This is a genomic window from Butyrivibrio sp. Su6 (genome assembly GCF_900108105.1).
GTDB lineage: Bacteria > Bacillota > Clostridia > Lachnospirales > Lachnospiraceae > Butyrivibrio.
The window spans coordinates 51,382-74,698 of sequence record NZ_FNUR01000013.1 but is presented as its reverse complement, the minus strand read 5'-3'; the positions used below and the strand labels follow the sequence as shown (position 1 = coordinate 74,698).

Sequence of the window (23,317 nt, the reverse complement as noted above, 5' to 3'; positions counted from 1 at the left end):
ATGGGTAACGAAGAAGTACAATATGGCGCTGACCAAATTCAGATTCTTGAAGGACTTGAAGCAGTCAGAAAAAGACCTGGTATGTATATCGGAACAACAGCAAGCAGGGGATTGCATCATCTTGTGTATGAGATTGTTGATAACTCTGTAGATGAGGCGCTTGCTGGTTTTTGTGATCATATCGAAGTTACTATTAACGAGGACAATACCATTGTTGTAAAAGATAATGGTAGAGGTATCCCAGTAGACGTAAACCACAAATCAGGACTTACTGGTGTGGAAGTTGTATTCACAATCCTTCACGCTGGTGGAAAATTCGGCGGTGGGGGATACAAGGTATCCGGCGGTCTTCACGGAGTAGGTGCTTCTGTAGTAAACGCTCTTTCAGAGTGGCTTGAAGTACAGGTTACAAGAGATGGCAAAGTATACCAGCAAAGATATGAAAGAGGAAAAGTATGCTATCCTCTTAAGGTTGTTGGAGATGCGCCTTCAAATGCAACAGGTACAAGAGTTTATTTCAAGCCGGATGCGCTCATTTTCAAAGAGACAACAGTATTTGAGTATAATATTCTTAAGCAGAGACTTAGAGAGATGGCTTTCCTTACAAAGGGACTTAAGATATCTCTTACAGATAAAAGAGTTGGTGAAGGCGAAGATCCTATAAAGCAGACTTTCCATTACGAAGGTGGAATAAAGGAATTTGTTGAGTACCTCAACAAGAGCAAAACATCTCTTTATAGCGATATTATGTACTTTGAAGGAAACAAGAATAACGTTCAGGTTGAAGTTTCTTTCCAGCATAATGATTCATATAACGAGAGTATTTATACCTTTGTAAACAATATCAATACACCTGAAGGTGGTACACACCTTGAAGGATTTAAGGCAGCTCTTACAAAGACATTTAATGACTATGCGAGAGCAAACAAAATGCTTAAAGACAGTGAGGAAAACCTTACTGGTGAAGATATCAGAGAAGGTCTTACAGCAATCATAAGTGTTAAGATCGAAGATCCTCAGTTTGAAGGACAGACTAAGCAAAAGCTTGGTAATTCAGAGGCTAGAGGAGCTGTAGCAAGTGTTGTCGGCGAACAGCTTACATACTATCTTGAGCAGAATCCTTCTGTTGCTAAGCAGATTTTGGAAAAAGCTATTCTTGCTCAGAGAGCTAGAGATGCAGCCAGAAAAGCAAGAGATCTCACAAGACGTAAATCAGCGCTTGATGGATTTGGACTTCCAGGAAAGCTTGCTGACTGTTCTGAAACAGACAGATCAAAATGTGAAATCTTCATCGTAGAGGGAGACTCTGCCGGTGGTTCAGCTAAGACTGCAAGAAGCCGTGCTACACAGGCTATTCTTCCACTTAGAGGAAAAATCCTTAATGTGGAAAAAGCAAGAGTAGACAGAATATACGGTAATGCTGAAATTAAGGCTATGATCACAGCATTTGGTACTGGTATCCACGATGATTTTGATATTAACAAACTTCGTTATGACAAGATCATTATCATGACTGATGCCGATGTTGACGGATCTCACATTGCAACACTTATGCTTACATTCCTGTACAGATTTATGCCTGAGCTTATCAAAGAAGGCCATGTATATCTTGCACAGCCACCACTTTATAAGCTTGAGAAGAATAAAAAAGTCTGGTATGCATACAGTGATGAAGAATTGAACAGTATTCTTGCTGATGTCGGAAGAGATCAGAACAACAAAATCCAGAGATATAAGGGACTTGGAGAAATGGACCCTGAGCAGCTTTGGGAAACAACAATGGATCCTGAACGAAGAGTTCTTCTCAGAGTAAACATGGATGAAGAATCTGAATCTGATGTTGATGTTACATTTACTACTCTTATGGGTGATAAAGTTGAGCCTAGAAGAGAGTTTATTGAGAAGAATGCTAAGTTTGTAAAGAACTTGGATATTTAAGATTTTTACTCATCCATTGTAAAGGGGAATAATTAGAAATGGCTGAAAACAACAATAATAACAACAATGACTTATCAGAGGATGTCTTTGATAAAGTCACAACCGATAAAATAAAAGAAGTTGATCTTCAGAAGACCATGGAATCGAACTATATCGATTATGCCATGAGCGTAATTGCTTCAAGAGCACTTCCAGATGTAAGAGATGGTCTTAAACCTGTTCAGAGACGTATACTCTATTCAATGATAGAGTTGAATAATGGACCAGATAAGCCACATCGTAAATGTGCGCGTATCGTCGGTGATACAATGGGTAAGTATCATCCACACGGTGATAGTTCTATCTATGGTTCATTAGTAAATATGGCTCAGCCATGGTCAATGAGATATTGCCTTGTTGACGGACATGGTAACTTTGGTTCTGTGGATGGTGATGGTGCAGCTGCCATGCGATATACTGAGGCAAGACTTACCAAGATCTCTATGGAAATGATCGCAGATATCAACAAAGATACTGTTGATTTTGTACCAAACTTCGATGAGACAGAAAAAGAGCCAACAGTACTTCCAAGTAGATATCCTAACCTTCTGGTAAATGGTACTACAGGTATTGCGGTAGGTATGGCTACTAACATTCCACCACATAACCTTAGAGAAGTTATAAGTGCAGTTACAAAGATGATTGATAACAGAGTTCTTGAGGACAGAGAAACTGAAATTGAAGAACTCCTTGAAATAGTTAAAGCTCCTGACTTCCCAACAGGTGGAATTATTCTTGGAACAAGAGGAGCAGAAGAAGCTTATAGAACAGGCCGTGGAAAAGTAATTATCAGAGCTGTTACAAACATTGAGCCTATGGCTAATGGAAAGAACAGGATCGTTGTTACTGAGCTTCCATATCTTGTTAATAAAGCAAATATGATTTCAAAGATCGCAGAGCTTGTTAAGCTTAAAAAGCTTGATGGAATCACAGCTCTTCGTGATGAATCAGACAGAGAAGGAATGAGAGTAGTTATTGAGCTCAGAAGTGATGTAAATCCTAACATCATGCTCAACAAGCTCTATAAGCATACTCAGATGCAGGATTCCTTCGGTATAATCATGCTTGCGCTTGTTAATAATGAACCTAAAGTTCTTGGTCTTGTTGATATGCTTAAGTACTACATTAAGCATCAGGAAGAAGTTGTTACCAGAAGAACAAAATATGATCTTAACAAAGCGGAAGAAAGAAATCATATCTTAGAGGGATTGCTCATCGCGCTTGATAACATCGATGAGGTTATCAGGATCATAAGAGGAAGTGAAACAGTTGCAATTGCCAAAGAGCAGTTAATGGAGAGATTTGGTCTTTCTGATGTTCAGGCTCAGGCCATTGTGGATATGAGACTTCGTACTCTCACAGGTTTGGAAAGAGACAAGCTTGAACAGGAGCACGCAGAACTCTTAAAGAGAATAGAAGAATTGAAAGCTATACTTGCAGACAGAAAGCTTCTTCTTGGAGTTATTAAGACAGAAATACAGGAAATATCAAATAAATACGGAGATGACAGAAAGTCACAGATAGGACATGACGATTCAGACATCGACATGGAAGATCTGATTCCTAATGTAAATACAGTAATTGCAATGACAGATCTTGGCTATATTAAGAGAATGTCTATTGACAATTTCAAAGCGCAGAATCGTGGTGGAAAGGGAATCAAGGGAATAACAACAATTGAAAATGATTTCGTTGAAGATATTCTCATGACTACTACACACAATTATGTAATGTTCTTTACTAATACCGGAAGAGTATACAGATTAAAGGCATATCAGATTCCGGAAGCTTCAAGAACATCACGTGGAATGGCTATTGTAAATCTGCTTCAGCTTGCACCTGGAGAGAAGATATCCGCAATGATACCTGTAAAAGACTTTGAGGATGAGGAAAAGAGTCTCTTTATGGTAACCAAGAAAGGAACTGTAAAGAAAACTCCTATTACAGATTTCTCAAATGTAAGAAAGACAGGACTTGCTGCAATTAACCTTCGTGATGACGATGAGCTTATTGAAGTAAAGACAATAAAGAAAAACTCCGAAGTATTCCTTGTTACAAAAAATGGTATGTGTATCCATTTTGACGAAGATGACGTTCGTTCAACAGGAAGATCATCAATGGGTGTAAGAGGAATGATGCTTGACGATACAGATGAGATCGTTGGTATGCAGCTCAATACTCAGGGTGATTCACTTCTTATCGTTTCTGAAAAAGGATATGGAAAGAGAACAACTCTTGATGAATTCCATAATCAGTTTAGAGGTGGTAAGGGAGTTAAGTGCTATAAGATAACAGAAAAGACCGGTAACGTAGTTGGAGTTAAGGCAGTAAATGACGACAACGAGATCATGATGATCACTAATGCCGGAATAATAATCCAGCTCAGAATGGATGAAATATCAGTCCATGGAAGAGTAACATCAGGCGTTAAGATGATAAATCTTGATAAGGGTGTTACAGTAGCAAAGATTGCAAAAGTAAGAGAAAAAATATCAGACGGCGATAAAGAACTAGATAATATTGATGACGTAACAGAAGATATTCCTGAGGAATGAGGGGCCAATGAACATCGGACTGTTAGTATCTGAATTAGAAGATAAGGATGTAAAAAAGATTTGTATAGGAGCTAGTCAGGCTGCTGATGACAAGGGTGTTTCCCTTGTCATCATGCCTGGTAAATATCTTGCTTCTGATAACAAAGATGCGAAAAATCCTTATGACTATCAATACTCAGCATTATTTGAATATGCCAATACTGCTGATTTCGATGCACTTATCATAGACATAGAGCGCATAGGAAGAAACGCTACTATTCTAAAAAAAGAATCATTTTTAAAGAAATTTGATAAGGTGCCTGTTTTAACACTAACAGAACAGGAAGGCTTCACTTCAGTAAATGAAGTAAAAACTGATCATGAACAGTTTGAGCAACTCGGATATGAAGCAGTTTGTGATGCATGCTTTTTTGCTAAGGAAGGAAAACTTCCGCCAAATGAAGCACAAAAGAGCTTTTCTTTTGTGGAAAAACCTGAATCCGATGCAATTAAAACTCTCTCAGAATTAGGTGCTCTACTTCTGAACAGAAAATATGGAAATGAGAAAGCATATGGTATTTTCTCAGAAAAAGCTGTTGCCGATGGAATAAAGAACTTTGGTATTTTTCTTTATGACACAAAGATAAGGAATAATCTCAAGTATAATTGGGTATTGCCTGAAAAAATAAGTGTAAAAAGCACAGCGATTTGTGGAAAAGTAGATGTGTTTGATGAAGAAAAGAGGATAGTAGACACAGATAAAATCTTTTCACAATTCCTTAAGAATAAACCAATGGTGCTTATCGCAGGTGACATATTCGTCGGAGAGCATCAGCTAGGAATTGTAGTAACAGAATTCAGATCAAAGACACTTATAAACCACTTCTTTAGTTCACTTGTGAGTATAGTAACTGGTGTTTCGAGGCTTTCGTACCTTGAAAAAGAATTGCTCAAAACTACAGAAGAGCTGTATGAAGTTCAAGAAGAGCTTGCAAGGGATGACTCAGTTTTGGATCATATCGGAGATCAGGATTATCTCACTGGAGGCCTTAACAGAAGAGGATTCTTTGCAAAGGCCTATGACCTGTTAAAAGAAGAATTTAAACCTGGAAGATATGCAATAGTTGCCTATATCCATATGGATTCGCTAAAGAAGATTAACGAATTATATGGACATGAAGAAGGCGATAGAGCTGTAAGAAGGATTGCCGAAGTTCTTGAAAGCGTATTTAAAAAGAGTATTTATGGCAGAATCAGAGGCGACGAATTTGCAGTTATAGAAATAACAGATGAAGAAGGTAAAGCTGAAAATTTCAGGCAGGAAATGTCAGCGCAGAATGCAAGCCTTCTTGAAGAATCAAGCAGATATATGAATCATCTTCAGTATTCTATCTGCGAATTCAGTTATGAAGATAATCTCTCACTTAGAGAAATGTTAAAAGAAACAGATGATAATCTTCAAAAAATAAAACAGATGCAATAAGAAAATAATGGATAATCTTATTTTTAGTTTAAATGCTACATTACCTATTTTTCTTTTGATGGTCCTTGGATATATCTTTGAAAAGATAGGTATTATCGACCAAAAAGCAGCATCATGGATGAATAAATTTGTATTTAAGATAGCACTTCCTGTTTTGTTATTTAATGATCTCTCAACCCAGGATTTTGCTGGAACTTGGGATGGCAAGTTTGTACTATTTTGTTTTGCTGCAACGATAATAAGCATTTCAGTAATCACAATATTTTCAAAAATAATAATAAAAGATAATTCAAAACGCGGAGAATTCATACAGGGATCCTACAGAAGCAGCGCGGCTTTGCTTGGAATTGCTTTTATCCACAATATATATGGGGATTCCAATTCCGGAATGGCACCGCTTATGATCCTTGGAAGTGTGCCTCTTTACAATATCTTTGCTGTGATCATTCTTACATTGACTGCTCCAAAGGAAAATGCTGATAACAGCGAAAAAAAGGCACTGGTAAAAGATACAATAATTGGAATATTAAAAAATCCTATCATTTTGGGGATTCTATGCGGAATGATATGGTCGGTACTAAAAATGCCAATGCCTAAATTTTTTAGAAGTGTGACTTCTAGTGTTGCTGCGCTTGCAACACCACTTGGACTAATGTCAATGGGCGCAACCTTTGAGATAAAAAAGGCAGCAAAAGAAATAAAGCCAGCGCTTCTTGCAAGTTTTATAAAACTCTTCTTATTAGTGGCGATAATAATGCCAATCGCAGTAGGTGTGGGATTTGTAGGTGAACAGATAGTTGCTATTCTAGTGATGCTCGGATCAGCTACAACCGTAAGCTGCTATATAATGGCCAAGAGTATGGGCCATGAAGGAACACTTAGTAGCAGCATTATAATGATGACAACCTTAGGATGTGGATTTTCACTTACTTTCTGGTTATACATTTTAAAATCAATAGGAATTATATAAAAATAAGGCTTTGTGAATTGATGATTCACAAAGCCTTTATCTTACTTAAAACTCAATCTTTGTAAGAAATTCTGATATCTTTTTCCAGTAATTCTCAGGGTCTTTTACCACGCTCTCAATATGTCCGGCGCCAAGAATCATGCAGTACTGCTTGGGACAGCTTGCTGCCTCATAGAGTCTTGAACACATATGTGGATCGATAAATGTATCATCATCTCCATGAATGAAAAGAGTTGGAGTTGATGATGAAGCTACAGCCTTAATAGGGCTGGCGTCGTTTATATCATATCCGGAACGAATAAGAATAACAGCACGTGCAATAGCTATTGCTATTGGAATAGGAACAAAAGAACCCTTGAAACTCTTGTAGGTGGAAGCAAACTGCTCACGAAGTGTTGAATAGGAGCTGTCTGCAATTGCAGCTTTAACATTTTCAGGGAGCTTTTCGCCTGTAGTCATAAGAGTTGTAGCGGCACCCATGGACATACCATGAAGGATTATTTTTGCCTGGGGATCTCTTTTAATTATCCAGTAGATCCATTCCATGATATCAAGCCTGTCATCAAGGCCATAACCTATGTATTTACCTTCACTCTTTCCGAAACCTCTAAGGTCGGGAAGAAGGACATTTAAGCCTTTTTCAAGGTAGTGTTTTGCATAAATACCATTACTTTCGTGATTATCCCAGATTCCGTGAATAAGGATCACGTATTTATTTGTTTTTTCTTTTGCTGGAATAAATGAAGCATGAAGCTTTAACTGATCAATGCTCTCAATATACATATCCTGTCTGTCAGGATTGTTTCTTACAAAGTATCTGCCTTCAGTGATCAGCTTGTCAAAATCTGCATCTCCGTCGCTGTGCTGATGAGGGATTGAAGTGATCTTGTAGATATAGTTACTAAATGCATAAACGCCACCAAAAAGGGCTGAAAATAAACCAAGTTTAAAAATTGTATTATTCTTACTCATTGTGTCTCCAATCTTGTCATAAATAAACCTCAGAAAGGTTATATATATAATACCATTATTTTAAAGATTAAGATATTTTCCATTTTCATTTTGAAAGAATTGGTTTATATTATTTGTATAACTGTAAATTATTTTAGGGGTATGTAAAATGAAAAAAGCAAAAATCGATAACAAAGTGCAACTATGTATTGATCGTGACTTCACGATCAGCAAGATAGATGAGCGTATATATGGTTCATTTATCGAGCATCTTGGGAGAGCTGTATATGAAGGTATTTATCAGCCCGGTAATAAATTTGCTGATAAAAATGGATATCGTAAGGATGTAATGAAACTTATTAAAGAGATTGGGGTTCCAATCGTAAGATATCCTGGCGGTAATTTTGTATCTGCATTTAATTGGGAAGACAGCGTTGGCCCTAAAAAAGACAGACCAAGAAGACTTGAGCTTGCGTGGGGAGTAGTAGAAACAAACCAGTTCGGTCTCGACGAGTTTATGGACTGGTGTAAAAAAGTTGGCACAAAGCCAATGTATGCAGTAAACCTTGGTACCAGAGGCATCGAGGATGCTAAAAATGTAATTGAGTACTGCAACATAAAGAGCGGTACAAAGTATAGTGATATGAGAATTAAAAATGGTGCTAAAGACCCTTACAATATCAAGCTTTGGTGCCTTGGCAATGAGATGGATGGCCCATGGCAGATGGGACATATGACAGCTGAGGAATATGGTTTGAAGGCTGGAAGAGCAGGCCATATCATGAAGCTTGTTGACCCTTCAATTGAGACTGTAGTATGCGGATCCTCATCTCTTTATATGGACACTTATGGACAGTGGGAGAGAATTGTTCTTGAGAACAGTTATGATACAACAGATTATCTTTCACTCCACACATATTATGGAAATGCTGAAAATGACACACCTAACTTCCTTGCAAGCAGCGTAGCAATGGATCAGTTTATCAGCCAGGTAATCAGCATCTGCGATTATGTAAAAGCTGTTAAGCGCTCAAAGAAGACAATCAACCTCTCATTTGATGAATGGAATGTATGGTATCACTCAAATGGCGCAAAGATTGAGAAATGGTGCGAACATCCACATCAGTTGGAGGACATCTATAACTTTGAAGATGCTCTTTTAGTTGGTTCAATGCTCATTACACTTCTCAGACATGCAGACAGAGTTAAGATTGCCTGCCTTGCTCAGCTTGTAAATGTTATTGCACCAATCATGACATCAGATACAGGAGCATGGAGACAGACTATTTTCTATCCATATATGCAGGCGAGCGTTTATGGAAGAGGAGAAGTATTAAATACTGTAGTAAAAACACCAACATATGAGTCAAAACATGGTGAAGCACCTTATGTAGACAGTGTAGTTGTTACTGATGAAGAGAATGAGACTCTTACAATCTTTGCAGTTAATAAGAACCTTGAAGAAGATTTCGAGCTTACATGTGACCTTAGACAGTATGCAGGTTACAAGGTTGTTGAACACAGCGTACTTACTCACAAGGATCTTAAGGCTGAAAACACAGAGAAAAATCCTGACAACGTTAAACCTGTAGATTTCACTAAAGGTTCTAAAGTTGATAAGGGGATCCTCACAAGTAAGCTTCCTGCAAAGAGCTGGAATGTAATAAGACTTGCAAAGTAATAATTATTTATTATAATGAGTGGACATGTCTTGGTAGACATGTCCATTTTCTATATAATAGACTAGTTGAGAATATAGATTGAATAGTTTTTAAAATGAGGAATAACATGGAAGTAAAAATAGATAATAAGATGTTTTATAGGAATCTTGTGAGAATAGCCCTTCCTATTGCCCTTCAGAGCCTGATGCTGGCTCTTGTCGCTGCAGCTGATGCACTTATGCTTGGACGGGTAGCTCAGCAGCAGATGACGGCCGTGTCTTTGGCAACACAGATTCAGTTTGTACAGAATATGTTTATTTTTTCAGCTATATCAGCCGGTACAATTTTGGGAGCTCAGTACTGGGGAAAAGGAGATAAGGCTACTCTTGAGAACATCTTTAATCTGATGCTGTGGTTTTGCGGAATTGTTTCTATACTGTTTTTTGCAGCCTGTGAAATTTGTCCTGAAATCCTTATGAGCATTTTTGCCGGAGATAAAGAACTGATTGAAATTGGCAGTGGATATTTAAGGATTGCCGGTTGGTCATACCTCATAACAGGTATTTCCCAGAGTTATCTCGGGATAATGAAAGTGTCAGAGCATGTCAAAACCGGAGCTGTAATAAGCTCAACAGCGGTTATTTCAAATATAGTACTTAACGGTATCTTTATATTTGGCTTGTTTGGAGTACCAAGGATGGAGGCCAGAGGAGCTGCTCTTGCAACAACAATTTCAAGAATTATAGAATTATTTTTATGCATCTTTTTATCTTATGGAACAAATTATGTAAAACCGGCTCTATCGAGGTTTTTTAAGATTCCTTCACTGCTGATAAAAGACTTTATCAGACAGTGTCTGCCACTTATGGGCGGATCACTTTGTTGGGGAGTAGGATTTACTTCTTATACCGCTATAATGGGGCATATGGGCGTAGATGCGGCAGCTGCCAACTCAGTGGCGGCTGTTGTAAGAGACCTTGTATGCTGCATGTGCAATGGTATTGGAACTGCTGCGAGTATTATTGTTGGAAATGAACTTGGAGCAGGTAAGCTTGACGTAGGTAAAAAATATGGAATCAAACTAAAGAATCTTTCTTATGTTATCGGTTTTATTTCTACAGCGATTGTTCTTGCAGTTACACCGATAGTTGTTAGAGGCGTGATACTTACCGACTCAGCAAGAGAATACCTCATAGGAATGATGGTTATAATGTCTGTTTATATGATAGGAAGAGCAGTTAATACAGTAACCATAAATGGAGTATTGGATGGTGGCGGAGACACACTATTTGATATGTATAGTCTTATTGTCTGCATGTGGATGATAGCAATACCCTTGGCTTTTGCAGGAGCATTTATATTTCACTGGTCGCCGCTTGTAGTATATGCTTGTACCTGTCTTGACGAAGTAGGAAAGATTCCATGGGTTATGCACAGATTTAGAAAATATAAATGGGTAAAAGACCTTACGAGGTGATAGGTAATGTTAAAAAAGATTGATAAAGTTCTTGTAATATCCTGGATACTTGCGATAATATCAGCATTTTTTGTACATCCGGGAAAAGAGTATATTTCATACATAGACTTTAGATCATTAGGAATCCTTTGGGGACTTATGGTCATTATCCAAGGATTTAAAGAAAACTCCGTATTTGAGAAGATAGCATCAGCTCTTTTAGCTAAGGTAAAAAAGGGCTGGCAGCTGGCGGCCGTGTTGGTGTTTATGTGCTTTGTGGGAAGTATGCTCATAACCAACGACGTAGCACTTATAACATTTGTTCCGTTTGCAATCATGATCCTACATAACTGCGATATGGAAGATATGATGATACCTGTGATCGTTCTTCAGACAATTGCTGCAAACCTTGGAAGTATGCTAACTCCAATTGGTAATCCTCAAAATCTGTACCTATACGGACTTGCCGGTATGGGACTTCCTCAATTTGTTGCAACTATGCTGCCATATAGCTTATTATCAGCAATTATGCTGTTTTGCACTGTTATCGCAATATCGTTCAAAAATGTAACACCTTCGACAAAAAACTCAACGCTCGTTACAAAGAATTTTGGCAGCAAAATTCAAATTTTAGTATATGGAGTACTTTTTACAATAGCTATTTTGACGGTATTGAGAATTTTTATTCCATGGTATATTTTTGTAATTATCGTTTTATTAGTAATATTAGGAATGGATTACAAAATACTTTTTAGAGCTGATTATGTTTTATTACTCACTTTTATAGGATTCTTTGTGTTCACTGGAAATATGGGCAGAATTGGCTTTATTAGTGACTTTTTCAGAAATACAATAGATGGAAAAGAGTTTGCTATATCAATAGTTTTAAGTCAATTTATCAGTAATGTCCCTGCCACATTAATGCTGTCAGGATTTACAACTAATTATAAGGAACTTTTAATTGGAGTAAACGTTGGCGGACTGGGTACACTTATTGCTTCAATGGCAAGCCTTATCTCATTTAAGGCTTATACAAAAGAGTACAGAGAAAACACAGGAAAGTACGTAGTTACATTTACTTTATTCAATATTTTCTTTTTAATAATGCTGGTGATTTTGCAGCTAATTCTATAAGATAGTAATATTGGATAAGAAAGGTTTTTGAATGGCTAAGAGAATATTAATAACAAATGATGATGGAATTAAATCAGATGGAATAATAAGACTTGCAGAGGCTGCAAAGGAGTTTGGCGAGGTGTATGTAATTGCGCCTGATGATCAGAGAAGCGCAGCATCTCACAGCATAACTTTGAGACATGGTATAGACGTTTATCCATATGATTTTCCTGTTGAAGGAGTTAAGGCATATTCATGTAGCGGAACACCTGCTGATTGCGTAAGAGTAGGCAGTCTTAGCGTGATGCCCAAAAAGCCCGCTATTGTAATGTCAGGAATAAATTTTGGATATAATGTTGCGTCAGATATACAGTATTCAGCAACTGTTGGAGCAGCACTTGAAGGTGAGTTTCAGGGATATCTCTCCATTGCTTTTTCTGAGGGAATGAATGGCATTCATGAAACAACTGATAAATATTTAAGAGACATAATGGCTGAGCTTGTGGAAAAAGAATATACTCCGGGATTTATCTATAACGTGAATTTCCCGGGATGTAAGCTTGAAAAATGCAAAGGCGTTTTAAAAGACAGGGTAGTATCAAGAAGTGCATTTTACAAAGACAGTTATAAAGAAATAGAACAACTCCCAAACGATGGAGTGAGATACATGGTAGATGGTGCTTTCTCACCAACTCCTGAAGAAGGCACTGATTATGGTGCAATCTTGGATAATTACGTTTCAATTGGACTTGTGGAGAATCTTTGCTGATGGGTTTTAATTCGTTTACTTTTATATTAGTGTTTCTGCCCATACTTCTTATTGGGTGGTTTGCACTGAATAAATTAGAAAAATATACGGTGGCAGAGGGCTTTTTAACACTTATGTCACTGTATTTCTATTACACTTTTGGAGTGTCTTTTTTACTGATCCTATTGCTTAGCATTGCTGTAAATTATTGCCTGAGTTTTATTATCAAAAAGCGACCACAAATATCAAGAGTCATAAAGATAATAGGTGTAATATTTAACCTGATACTTTTATTTTATTTCAAATACCTGGGATTTTTTATCGACAATGTCAATGCGATTTCAGGGGCTCATCTATCGGCAAAAGAAATTCTTATGCCTATAGGAATCAGCTTTTTTACCTTCGGACAGATATCATTTATTGTGGACAGAGCCAATAACGAGGCACCCCACTATCCATTTTTGCAATACGCATTATACACAGTGTATTTCCCAAAACTGATCCAGGGACCAATAGCTTTCCACAAAGAAATGATAGATCAGTTCGAAAACAAGGATTTAAGGCGTTTAAATGTGGATAACTTTGCCAGTGGACTTACTTCATTCATAATAGGTCTTGCCAAAAAAGTCATCCTGGCAGATACACTTGCAGGCGCAGTGAACTACGGCTTTCAGCAGACCTACTATTTGGATACAGTAACAGTAATAGCCGTAATGCTGGCTTATACATTTCAGATATATCTTGATTTCTCAGGATACTGCGATATGGCAAATGGCGTCAGCATGATGCTTGGCTTTAAGCTCCCTGTGAATTTCAATTCTCCTTATAAAGCATCCAGTGCAAAAGAGCTATGGCAGCGCTGGCACATGACACTTTCAAGATTCTTCATTAAGTATGTGTATATTCCGCTTGGTGGAAGCAGAAAAGGAAAAGTAAGAACAGTAGTAAACGTTTTGATAGTATTTGTGCTCAGCGGACTCTGGCATGGAGCCGGATGGACCTATATCTGCTGGGGACTTATGCAGGGACTTTTAGTTGTTTGGGATGACCTCGGAATCATGAGCGTAGCTCCGGAAAAAGGGAAAGAATCAAAAGCAAGATACCTGTTTTTTGAAAAGCCTCTTTTAGTTATTCCAAGAGCTCTAGGAAATGCGCTTACCTTTTTGATGTTTGTTATATCCCTTGTATTCTTCAGATCAGAGGATATGGCGCATGCCATAGGAATGTTTAAGAGACTGTTTTTCTGGACATATCCGGGATTCTTGTACAGAACAGCATCAAAACTCGAGATTGCAGAAAACTACATACCAAGACAGCTCTTTTCCCAGCTTGGTATGAACGCTGACAATACCGTATACGTAGCAACTCTTGTAATATATATCGCTATTTCAGCCTATATAATGACAAGGAAAAACACACAGGAAATTGTTGAAAAAGCAAGTTATAGTAAAAAGATGATTCTTGGACTGGCGCTTTTATTTGTATGGTCATTCATATCACTGTCAAATGTCAGCACCTTCATATACTTCCAGTTCTAAGGAGTTTAATGGATAATACAAAAATGTCATCAAAAAAGTTTATAAAAAAACTGATAATAACAGTTCTTGTTCTCATATTTGCAGTTGGAGCAGTGGTCTATATTTTTGACCCCTTTTACCACTACCACAAGCCATGGCTTGGACTTAAGGAAGTCCTTAACGACAAGGAATACCAGTGCATAGGCACATTAAGGCACTTTGACTATGACACTCTTTTAGTTGGTTCCTCTGTTATGGAGAACAATGACAATGCCTGGTATGATGAGGCTTATGGCGTAAAATCGATAAAGGCAATCCGCTCATATGGCGCCACCGCAGACCTTTGTTACCTCATGGATGAAGCCTATGAAAACCATGATATAAAGTATGTCTTTTACAACATCGATCCTTCATCACTTTCAGCAGATGCGGAGACTACCTATGAGTCAACAGGCTGCCCAATGTACCTGTATGATCACAATCCTTTTAATGATGTGCAATATCTTTTTAATAAGGATGTGCTCTTTGAAAAGATTCCATATATGATAGCCAATTCCTATCTTGGAGATTACGATGAGGGACTTTCATATAACTGGGCCAAGTGGAAAACTTTTGATATTCAGATGGCGCTTGGACTTTACTACAGACCGATCGATGTAGTAGAAATGCAGGATGAGACAATATATAATGATAAGCTCGTTGCTAATATAGCTCTTTTGACAAAAGAGGTAGCTGATCACCCTGAGACACAGTTCATGTTCTTTTACCCAGCCTATTCAATGCTCTGGTGGGACGGTGTTTATAGAACAGGAGAAAGAGATGCCTATATCTATTGTGAAAAAGAGATGACGAAAGCTCTTTTGCAATATGATAATGTCAGGATTTTCTGCTTCCAAAATGAGCCGGATGTAATAACAAATCTGTACAATTACATGGATTCAATCCACTTCTCGCCTGAGATCAATAAGCTTATGCTTGATCAGATGATTAAGGGTGAGTATGAGATGACTCTTGATAACTACGAGGAAGTCCTTGATGGAGTAAAAGAGTTCTCAGACAAAATAGTAAATGAGCTTATTGTGCCATATGAAGAACAGGATATGCTCACCTACGAAATCAGGTAAATTATGGTATAATGTTGTGCAGAATAATTTTAGAATTGGAAGAAGGAATAAAAAGTGAGCGATAAACCGATCAAAAAAATAGTGCTTACAGGTGGCGGAAGTGCCGGACATGTAACACCTAATATCGCATTGATCCCAGCACTGAAGAAAGCTGGATATGAAATTTATTATATTGGTTCATATAACGGAATCGAGAAAAAGCTTATTGAGGACTACAACATTCCTTACTTTGGAATAGCCACAGGTAAGCTTCGCAGATATTTTGATCCAAAGAATTTTTCAGATCCTTTCAGAGTATTAAAGGGATTCACAGAGGCAGTTAAACTTCTTAAAAGAATTAAACCTGACGTTGTATTTTCTAAAGGCGGATTTGTAAGCGTTCCTGTTGTAAGAGCTGCAGGAGCATTAAAGATTCCATACCTTGTTCACGAATCAGATATGACTCCCGGACTTGCCAATAAACTTAGCATGTCAGGAGCCAAAAAAATTTGCTGTAACTTCCCGGAAACAATGCGTCTTTTACCTGCTGATAAGGCTGTTCTTACTGGAACACCAATAAGAGAAGAGCTTGGACTTGGCGATAAAGAAGTGGGAAAAGAGCTTTGCGGATTCGAGGATGATAAGCCTGTACTTATGGTAATTGGCGGAAGCCTTGGCGCACAGTCAGTTAATGAGACTGTAAGATATGCCCTTCCAAGACTCCTTCCGTATTTCAATGTTGTTCACATCTGCGGAAAAGAAAAGATGGACAATTTGAAACTTACCGTTCCGGGCTACAAGCAGTTTGAATACGTTAAAAATGAGTTAAAAGACATATTTGCTATGGCGGACATAGTAGTCTCAAGAGCAGGCGCTAACTCAATCTGCGAACTGCTTGCACTTAAAAAGCCTAACATTTTGATTCCGCTTTCAACTAAATCAAGCAGAGGAGACCAGATGCTTAATGCAAGGTCTTTTGAGCAGCAGGGATTCTCACTTGTAATTGATAACGATGATCTTGATGAGGACATCCTTGTGGAAACAATCGAAGATCTCTACAAAAACCGCGAGAAATTCATTGAGAACATGAACAAGAGTAATCTTCACAGCGCAACAAATACAATCGTCAAACTTATTGATGAACAGATCCAGTAATAGAGAGCTTCTCCATAAAGATGGAGGGGCTTTTTCATTTATCAGAGAATTGGTGTATTATTGAATTAGCGTAAATTTATATGAGGGAGAAATGTTATGAAGAAAAGATATGTGGCTTTAATTATGGCACTGACGATGATTCTATCTGCTTGTGCTTCAACCCCAGTTGAAAGCCCTGACGCGCAGTCAGCGCAGGAAACAACAGAAGTTTCTGAAGGAAACGAGCAGAATGCGGCCGTTGAAGAAAGCAGTGAGCCTGCAAATCTTATTCCTTCAATTGCACCTTACAGCGTGAATGAAGATTTTTCTAATGTAGTGTATGCATCTGATTTTGCTTATCTTTTTAGTGATGAATATGAAAGCGAATATAATCATCCATCAATTCTCAGAAATGCACTTATCAAAAATAATTTTGCTGTTACAGCTGACGGTAGCAGAGAGTTTTTTGACATTTATGAGGATAACAGATATGTTATGTTCCCTAATTTTATAACAGTGGATTCACTGATGCATACATATCATCTGTATTTTGCCCATCTTATGAAAAAGTGCGAGCAGCAGTATCTGTCTGATGAATTAAAAAAAGTCAGCTCAAATATGCTGGCAGAATCTGCAAAACAGTATGAGGAGCTGAAGGGAACAGATTGGGAAAATGCGGCATTCAGAAACCTTGCATTTTTCTATGTAGGAAGTCTGTTGCAGGACGAAAGCGTTACAGCACCTGTAAGCGACCCTCAATTTGATCTGTTAGTTAAGGGCGAATATGACAAGGTTATGGCTGCAGAAGGAATTGAGGTATGCGCTCTGACAGATTTGAATGAGGATTATACCCAGTACAAACCAAGAGGCTACTACGACGGAGATGACCAGCTAGAGCACTACTTCCGTGCAATGATGTGGTACGGACGAATTGCATTTGAGCTTGATAACGATGAGATGGCAAAGAGCGCGATCCTTCAGACTATTGCGCTTTCAGCAGATAATAAAGAGTGGAGTAACATCTACGAAGTCACAAGCTTTTTTGCAGGAAAATCTGATGATGCGGGATTTCAGGAAATCTTTGATGTTTTGGAGGAATGCTGCTCAGAGGCTCCATCAATCCAGACAGTAACAGATGAAAAGACATTTAAAGACAGCATTTTGCCTGCTTTAAAGAAGATCGATCCACCTGCAGTCAATTCAATTCCTGTCTACGATGGAGAAGACCCAATAATTCCATCCTACAGATTCATGGGACAGAGATTTACTATTGATGCTGCAATAATGCAGAGACTTATATACAGCTCAGTAAAAGAAAACACGGAGGGTGAAAGAAGGAACTTACCTGATACCCTTGATACAGCAGCAGTTCTCGGTTCAGAAAAAGCTTACGAGATCCTTGATGAGCAGGGCGATACAAAATATGAGAATTACAACGAGAATATTCAGGCTCTTAAGGCAGTATTTAATAACGATGAGCAGGATTTGTGGAACGCAAGCCTCTATTCAGGATGGCTGTATACCTTAAGACCTCTTTTTGAAGAAAAGAGAGATGGCTATCCTTCATATATGCAGAGCGAAGAATGGGATAAAAAGAATCTTGAGACCTTTGCGGGCTCCTACGCTGAGCTTAAACATGACACAATTCTTTATACCAAACAGCCTATGGCTGAGATGGGTGGACCTGATTTTGAACCACTTGATGACAGAGGTTATGTTGATACACAGCCGGTAGTATACAGCAGATTCAAGGCTCTTTCTGAGAAGACAAAAGAAATGCTTAGTAGCTGCAATATGCTGTCAGATGGAGCAAGTGATGACCTTGATAAACTGTCAGAGATAGCCGGAACGCTTATTACGATTTCTGAAAAAGAGCTGACTAATGACACAATTACAGATGATGAGTATGAATTTATCAGATGCTATGGTGGATATATTGAGCACTTCTGGGAAGAAGTTACTAAAGACTCCTTAGGCGAGGATGCGATTGACAGCACACAGGCCCCATGCCCTGTAATTGCTGATATTGCAACTGATCCAAACGGCAGTGTCCTTGAAGTTGGTTCAGGTTATGCTGCAACAATTTATGTGGTCTTCCCAATTGATGGAGAGCTACACGTTGGAAGAGGAAGTGCATATAGTTTTTATCAGTTTACAACTTCGATTACAGACAGAATGACAGACGAAGAATGGAAAAATGCTCTGTCCGGTGGATATTTGGACGATGAATGGAACTGGGTTGAAGTTGAGAGAGCACCTGAGCAGCCTTCATGGACTCAGAGCTACAGGATAAAAAATAATTGATGCAGGTTACAAACAATAGTAAAACCAAATTAAGAATATCTATTGGACTGCTGCTGCTCTTTGGAGTGGCAGTAGTTCTTTGTATACTCTTTTTCCTGATAAAGGATAATTACATTCCACGCTGGGTTACATGGAATGAAAAGGCCATGAATGAAGGCCGTTTAGTGCTTAAAGATAAAATGCTCACTTTATATGATGAGCAGGGAAATAAAATCTTTTCCACAGAGAAAACTGTTAAGGTACAGGATTTTCTTTTGACTGATATTGATGGAAATGGGCATGAGGATATAATTGCCCTTGTGTGGAAAAGAGGAAAGTACGGAAAGTACAGACCTTTTTGGATTGATAAAGATGAAAGAAACTATTCGCAGCACATCTTCATATATGAGATCGAGGATGAAAATAAGGTAAGGCCCAAGTGGTTTGCCTCTGAAACAGGGCACCTTATCAGGCGGATGAAGCTTGAGGATGAAAGCGGAAAAATAATCCTCGTAGAAGATGTAGATAAAACCAATTCCCTGTGGAGATGGGATGGATTTGGACTTAAGAATGTGGATAACTCGGTAAGGTTCATAGCTTTTGGCGATAATATCATCCACGAAGAGATTTATAAACACGCCTATGCCAATGAAAATGAAAGCTTTGACTTTTTATATGAACCTTTCAAAAAAGAAATTGAGAATGCTGATATAGCGGCATTTCAAGCTGAGACAGTACTTGTGGATAAAAAATCCATGGTAAGCGGTTATCCCACATTTGGTTCACCCAAAGAAATGGGACAAGCTCTGGCTGATACAGGATTTGATATAGCAGTGTGTGCAAATAACCATATTCTGGATAAAGGCAGAGGAGCTGTTGATTTTACAAAGGATTTCTACGAGGATTGTGGATTAAAAACTGTTGGAATTCAGAAAAGTACTGACAAAACTTACATGCCCTATGAATTGATATCAAGAAATGGCATAAAATTCGCGCTCTTTGCCTATACTTATGATACTAATGTGGAAAAAGCTACTGAGAAATATCCAAATCTGGTCCATTACCTTCCACAGGATGAAGATGGCGAAAAAGAGCTGGTCAAAGACCTGACAGAAAGCAGAAAAGAAGCGGATATTGTAGTTGTGTTCGTCCATTGGGGAGAAGAGTATCAGACAGAAATAAGCAGTTTTCAGGAACATTTTACGGAGCTCTTTGCAGAAGGAAATGCTGACGTAGTTATAGGCACGCACCCGCATGTGGTCCAGGAGACAAAAGAGATAACAAGACCTGACGGCAAAAAAATGATAGTTTTTTATTCTCTTGGAAATTTCAGAGCTGATCAGGGTTTTTCTGAAGAAACTAAAATTGGAGAAGAAGCTCTTTTTACTGCTGAGCATACCTATGACGGAATCAGGATAACGGGCTTTGAAACCAAAGAAATAAATGCATATTGGAAGGATGATATGAAATAAAAAAGACTTCCCTGATCACCTCAGAGAAGCCTTTCGCATTCTATTTAATTATTTGAAATATCTATCAAGAAGTCCCTGGAAGCCTTTTCCGTGTCTTGCTTCATCACGGCCGATCTCATGAACTGCATCATGGATCGCATCGAGATTGAGCTCTTTTGCCTTCTTAGCAAGGTCTGCACGGCCCTGAGTAGCGCCATATTCTGCTTCTGCTCGAAGTTCAAGATTCTTCTTTGTAGAATCAGTTAATACTTCACCAAGCATCTCTGCAAATTTAGCAGCGTGCTCAGCCTCTTCCCAGGCAGCCTTCTCATAGAAAGCACCGATTTCAGGGTAACCCTCTCTGATGGCAACTCTTGACATTGCAAGATACATACCAACTTCTGAGCACTCACCGTTGAACATCTCACGGAGACCATTCTTGATCTCTTCCGGAGCTTCACTAGCTACACCAACAACATGCTCGCATGCCCAAACCTTCTCACCTTCCTGTTTCTGGAATTTAGAAGCTGGAGCGTTACATACAGGACACTTCTCTGGTGGCTGATCGCCTTCATGAATGTATCCACAAACCTGACATACCCATTTCATAAACTAAAATCTCCTTTCGTGCGAAACAAAAAAACTAGCTACCCACAATTAAATTGCCTACATCGAGCATATCATAATAGTCAGAAAATTAAATGGTTTTCACAAATATTTTATAATTACTTATGAAATTTTATTTCAAAATGGTTTACAATTAGAAATATAGTATTGAAATGGTTTGGAGGCCAATTTTTATGAACGTTGTAAGTGAAAGAATTAAAAGTTGCTATAACTCTCTCCCAGCTTCAGAAAAACTGGTTGCTGATTATGTTTTGCAGAATAAGGACGATCTGTTTCTTTTCCCTATAAAAGAGCTTGCTCAAAAATCAGGCACAACACAGGCGTCATGGACCCGCTTTGCCCAGGCAATAGGATATGATGGTCTTAAGGACCTGAAAAACGCTTATTATGCTGAGGCTAATACATCATTAAAACAGGCAGACAAAGGACCAAAGATTGCATTTAAGGATGTAAATGAATACACATCACTGCAGTCAATTGCTGATAATATCTGTGCAACAAGTGTACAGGCTGTTCAGACAACCTATAGACTTTTCGATGTGGGAACCTTTAATGATGTGGTAACCAAGATTGTTGGTGCTAAACAGATTCAGCTTTTTGGAATAGGAACTGCCAGCGTAGCTGCTTATGATTTATATTGTAAGCTTTTGAGAATCCATTATAATGTTGTCTTTAATCAGGATTTTCATATGAGTTTAATGACAGTATCTCAGGCAGCACCGGGCGATGTATGTTTATTCTTTAGTGACAATGCCAAGAATAAAGAGATCATGCAGCTTTATGGCATTGCCAAGAACAAAGGTGCTACAACGATTGCGATTACAAAGCTCGGAAATAACACTCTCACGACGGGTTGTGACCATGTTCTTTTTGCAACTTCTCCTGAAATTGACAAAAAGAGTGGCATCACCAGCTCACGTTTTGCTCAACTTTTCTTAGTTGATACACTTTATACTGCCATTGCCAATAGAGATTATGATAATATAAGAGAGTATCTCAGAGATTCTTATGAGGTATTCAATGATGTGCCAAAGGATTGAAGAAATGGAAAAAATAGCAAGTTTTACAGTTAATCACCTGGATCTTGAACCGGGAATCTATGTTTCAAGAAAAGATAAAGTAGGACAGGAGACAATCACCACATTTGACCTTAGAATGACTGCCCCAAACAAGGAGCCTGTAATGAACACTGCAGAAGTGCATACTATGGAGCATCTTGGAGCAACGTTCTTAAGAAATGATCCGGAATATAAAGACAAAACAATATATTTTGGACCTATGGGATGCAGAACTGGATTTTATGTGGTACTTGCCGGAGATCTCAGCTCAAAGGATATAGTTTCTCTTATCACCAGAATGTATGAGTTTATAAGAGATTTTGAAGGTGAAGTCCCGGGAGCGAGCCCAAGAGATTGTGGAAATTATCTTGATATGAACCTTGGAATGGCCAAATATCTTGCCAAAAAATATCTTGATAACACTCTTTACGGCATTGATGAAAAGCACCTTGTATACCCTGAATAATGTAATTGATTGGAGAGAGCCTAATGAAAATTGGAATAATTGGAGCTATGGAAGTCGAAGTTGAGACACTCAAAGGCGCCATGAACGTTAAAAACGTGGTAAAAAAAGCTTCCATGGAATTTTATGAAGGAACAATTGAAAATACTGAGGTTGTAGTCGTAAGAAGCGGCATAGGTAAAGTCAATGCCGGAATCTGCGCCCAGATCCTTGCAGATATCTTTGGAGTTGAAAGAATCATCAACACAGGAATAGCAGGTTCACTTAACAACGATATAAACATTGGTGACGTGGTTCTTTCAACAGATGCTATTTACCACGATATGGACGTAAGGGTATTTGGCTATAAGATGGGCGTAGTTCCTCAGCTTGGAGTAGAGTCATTTGTAGCTGATTCTGACATGAGAGAAAAAGCAAAAGTCGCTATAAAGAAGGTTGCTCCTGATATCGGAGTTTTTGAAGGCAGAGTTGCCAGCGGCGATCAATTCATCAGTGGAAAAGAAACAAAAGAAAGAATAATCGCTGATGTTGGCGGTATGTGTGCGGAGATGGAAGGCGCAGCAATTGCTCAGGCCTGCTACCTTAACAATATTCCATACCTTATCATCAGGGCTATTTCCGATAAGGCTGATGGAACTGCAGATGTAGACTATCCTACATTCGAAGCAAAAGCAGCAAAGGATTGCGCTGCCCTCACAATGGAACTTATAAAGAATCTTTGAAAAAAGTCAAAGACTTCTCTGAGATGATCAGGGAAGTCTTTTTTATATAATGTTTTAACCTAT

General features: G+C 38.4%; 18 protein-coding genes. 16 read left to right on the top strand and 2 right to left on the bottom strand.

What is annotated here, in order from left to right:
- The 4 genes from gyrB to C4S54_RS13205 are packed head-to-tail and all read left to right on the top strand — an operon-like array spanning position 1 to position 6,964.
- Positions 1–1,938: a DNA topoisomerase (ATP-hydrolyzing) subunit B gene (gyrB, locus tag C4S54_RS13220; protein WP_022772172.1), complete on the top strand. Its 1,938-nt coding sequence runs from the start codon at positions 1–3 to the stop codon at positions 1,936–1,938.
- Positions 1,939–1,976: 38 nt separating this feature from the next.
- Entirely contained in the window at positions 1,977–4,532 is a 2,556-nt protein-coding gene (gene gyrA, locus C4S54_RS13215; RefSeq protein WP_022772170.1) for a DNA gyrase subunit A, read from the top strand.
- 7 nt (positions 4,533–4,539) lie between these two features.
- Complete coding sequence (locus tag C4S54_RS13210; protein WP_103869941.1) at positions 4,540–5,994, top strand: GGDEF domain-containing protein; 1,455 nt, start codon at positions 4,540–4,542, stop codon at positions 5,992–5,994.
- A 7-nt stretch (positions 5,995–6,001) separates the two neighbouring features.
- Positions 6,002–6,964, top strand: a complete 963-nt coding sequence (locus C4S54_RS13205; RefSeq protein WP_103869940.1) for an AEC family transporter — start codon at positions 6,002–6,004, stop codon at positions 6,962–6,964.
- A 45-nt stretch (positions 6,965–7,009) separates the two neighbouring features.
- On the opposite strand, the gene C4S54_RS13200 is transcribed toward C4S54_RS13205, so the two are convergent.
- Positions 7,010–7,936, bottom strand: a complete 927-nt coding sequence (locus tag C4S54_RS13200; RefSeq protein WP_103869939.1) for an alpha/beta hydrolase — start codon at positions 7,934–7,936, stop codon at positions 7,010–7,012.
- 148 nt (positions 7,937–8,084) lie between these two features.
- On the opposite strand from C4S54_RS13200, the gene arfA reads away from it, so the two are divergent.
- The 9 genes from arfA (at position 8,085) to C4S54_RS13155 (ending at position 20,405) form a co-directional block, all read left to right on the top strand.
- Positions 8,085–9,596, top strand: a complete 1,512-nt coding sequence (arfA, locus tag C4S54_RS13195) for an arabinosylfuranosidase ArfA (RefSeq protein WP_022772165.1) — start codon at positions 8,085–8,087, stop codon at positions 9,594–9,596.
- A gap of 107 nt (positions 9,597–9,703) precedes the next feature.
- Positions 9,704–11,053: an MATE family efflux transporter gene (locus C4S54_RS13190; RefSeq protein ID WP_242973818.1), complete on the top strand. Its 1,350-nt coding sequence runs from the start codon at positions 9,704–9,706 to the stop codon at positions 11,051–11,053.
- A 6-nt stretch (positions 11,054–11,059) separates the two neighbouring features.
- On the top strand, positions 11,060–12,166 hold the full coding sequence (locus C4S54_RS13185; protein ID WP_103869937.1) for an SLC13 family permease: 1,107 nt from the start codon (positions 11,060–11,062) through the stop codon (positions 12,164–12,166).
- Positions 12,167–12,197: 31 nt separating this feature from the next.
- Positions 12,198–12,917 carry a 5'/3'-nucleotidase SurE gene (surE, locus tag C4S54_RS13180; protein ID WP_103869936.1) on the top strand — a complete coding sequence of 240 codons (720 nt, stop codon included), beginning with the start codon at positions 12,198–12,200 and terminating at the stop codon, positions 12,915–12,917.
- Positions 12,917–14,434 carry an MBOAT family O-acyltransferase gene (locus C4S54_RS13175; RefSeq protein ID WP_103869935.1) on the top strand — a complete coding sequence of 506 codons (1,518 nt, stop codon included), beginning with the start codon at positions 12,917–12,919 and terminating at the stop codon, positions 14,432–14,434. Before surE ends, C4S54_RS13175 begins: the two co-directional genes overlap by 1 nt.
- 8 nt (positions 14,435–14,442) lie before the next feature.
- A complete protein-coding gene (locus C4S54_RS13170; protein ID WP_103869934.1) occupies positions 14,443–15,537 on the top strand; it encodes a hypothetical protein in 1,095 nt (364 codons plus the stop codon).
- A gap of 69 nt (positions 15,538–15,606) precedes the next feature.
- The gene (locus tag C4S54_RS13165) at positions 15,607–16,671 is read left to right on the top strand and encodes an undecaprenyldiphospho-muramoylpentapeptide beta-N-acetylglucosaminyltransferase (RefSeq protein ID WP_103869972.1); all 1,065 of its coding nucleotides are present in this window, start codon (positions 15,607–15,609) and stop codon (positions 16,669–16,671) included.
- A 96-nt stretch (positions 16,672–16,767) separates the two neighbouring features.
- Complete coding sequence (locus C4S54_RS13160) at positions 16,768–18,954, top strand: DUF3160 domain-containing protein (RefSeq protein WP_103869933.1); 2,187 nt, start codon at positions 16,768–16,770, stop codon at positions 18,952–18,954.
- Positions 18,954–20,405: a CapA family protein gene (locus C4S54_RS13155; protein WP_103869932.1), complete on the top strand. Its 1,452-nt coding sequence runs from the start codon at positions 18,954–18,956 to the stop codon at positions 20,403–20,405. The genes C4S54_RS13160 and C4S54_RS13155 overlap by 1 nt, the downstream gene beginning before the upstream one ends.
- A 48-nt stretch (positions 20,406–20,453) precedes the next feature.
- On the opposite strand, the gene C4S54_RS13150 is transcribed toward C4S54_RS13155, so the two are convergent.
- Positions 20,454–20,993, bottom strand: a complete 540-nt coding sequence (locus C4S54_RS13150; protein ID WP_022772152.1) for an NADH peroxidase — start codon at positions 20,991–20,993, stop codon at positions 20,454–20,456.
- Positions 20,994–21,184: 191 nt separating this feature from the next.
- Between C4S54_RS13150 and C4S54_RS13145 the strand changes: the two genes are divergently transcribed.
- Genes C4S54_RS13145 through C4S54_RS13135 form a run of 3 tightly spaced genes read left to right on the top strand, consistent with a single transcriptional unit; the run spans position 21,185 to position 23,254 of the window.
- Positions 21,185–22,051 carry a MurR/RpiR family transcriptional regulator gene (locus tag C4S54_RS13145; protein WP_160110767.1) on the top strand — a complete coding sequence of 289 codons (867 nt, stop codon included), beginning with the start codon at positions 21,185–21,187 and terminating at the stop codon, positions 22,049–22,051.
- Positions 22,052–22,055: 4 nt separating this feature from the next.
- On the top strand, positions 22,056–22,535 hold the full coding sequence (locus C4S54_RS13140) for an S-ribosylhomocysteine lyase (RefSeq protein ID WP_026663688.1): 480 nt from the start codon (positions 22,056–22,058) through the stop codon (positions 22,533–22,535).
- 23 nt (positions 22,536–22,558) lie between these two features.
- Positions 22,559–23,254 (top strand): 5'-methylthioadenosine/adenosylhomocysteine nucleosidase, encoded by a 696-nt coding sequence (locus C4S54_RS13135; protein WP_103869930.1) that lies wholly within the window; start codon positions 22,559–22,561, stop codon positions 23,252–23,254.
- Positions 23,255–23,317 lie beyond the last annotated feature (63 nt).

What these genes read in the sequence shown, in the direction of transcription:
- C4S54_RS13145 (WP_160110767.1), top strand. Translation starts at nt 21,185, where the DNA reads ATGAACGTTGTAAGTGAAAGAATTAAAAGTTGCTATAACTCTCTCCCA.
- C4S54_RS13175 (WP_103869935.1), top strand. Translation starts at nt 12,917, where the DNA reads ATGGGTTTTAATTCGTTTACTTTTATATTAGTGTTTCTGCCCATACTT.
- C4S54_RS13205 (WP_103869940.1), top strand. Translation starts at nt 6,002, where the DNA reads ATGGATAATCTTATTTTTAGTTTAAATGCTACATTACCTATTTTTCTT.
- C4S54_RS13160 (WP_103869933.1), top strand. Translation starts at nt 16,768, where the DNA reads ATGAAGAAAAGATATGTGGCTTTAATTATGGCACTGACGATGATTCTA.
- C4S54_RS13200 (WP_103869939.1), bottom strand. Translation starts at nt 7,936, where the DNA reads ATGAGTAAGAATAATACAATTTTTAAACTTGGTTTATTTTCAGCCCTT.
- C4S54_RS13155 (WP_103869932.1), top strand. Translation starts at nt 18,954, where the DNA reads ATGCAGGTTACAAACAATAGTAAAACCAAATTAAGAATATCTATTGGA.
- C4S54_RS13140 (WP_026663688.1), top strand. Translation starts at nt 22,056, where the DNA reads ATGGAAAAAATAGCAAGTTTTACAGTTAATCACCTGGATCTTGAACCG.
- gyrA (WP_022772170.1), top strand. Translation starts at nt 1,977, where the DNA reads ATGGCTGAAAACAACAATAATAACAACAATGACTTATCAGAGGATGTC.
- C4S54_RS13190 (WP_242973818.1), top strand. Translation starts at nt 9,704, where the DNA reads ATGGAAGTAAAAATAGATAATAAGATGTTTTATAGGAATCTTGTGAGA.
- C4S54_RS13170 (WP_103869934.1), top strand. Translation starts at nt 14,443, where the DNA reads ATGGATAATACAAAAATGTCATCAAAAAAGTTTATAAAAAAACTGATA.
- gyrB (WP_022772172.1), top strand. Translation starts at nt 1, where the DNA reads ATGGGTAACGAAGAAGTACAATATGGCGCTGACCAAATTCAGATTCTT.
- C4S54_RS13135 (WP_103869930.1), top strand. Translation starts at nt 22,559, where the DNA reads ATGAAAATTGGAATAATTGGAGCTATGGAAGTCGAAGTTGAGACACTC.
- C4S54_RS13185 (WP_103869937.1), top strand. Translation starts at nt 11,060, where the DNA reads ATGTTAAAAAAGATTGATAAAGTTCTTGTAATATCCTGGATACTTGCG.
- arfA (WP_022772165.1), top strand. Translation starts at nt 8,085, where the DNA reads ATGAAAAAAGCAAAAATCGATAACAAAGTGCAACTATGTATTGATCGT.
- C4S54_RS13150 (WP_022772152.1), bottom strand. Translation starts at nt 20,993, where the DNA reads ATGAAATGGGTATGTCAGGTTTGTGGATACATTCATGAAGGCGATCAG.
- C4S54_RS13210 (WP_103869941.1), top strand. Translation starts at nt 4,540, where the DNA reads ATGAACATCGGACTGTTAGTATCTGAATTAGAAGATAAGGATGTAAAA.
- surE (WP_103869936.1), top strand. Translation starts at nt 12,198, where the DNA reads ATGGCTAAGAGAATATTAATAACAAATGATGATGGAATTAAATCAGAT.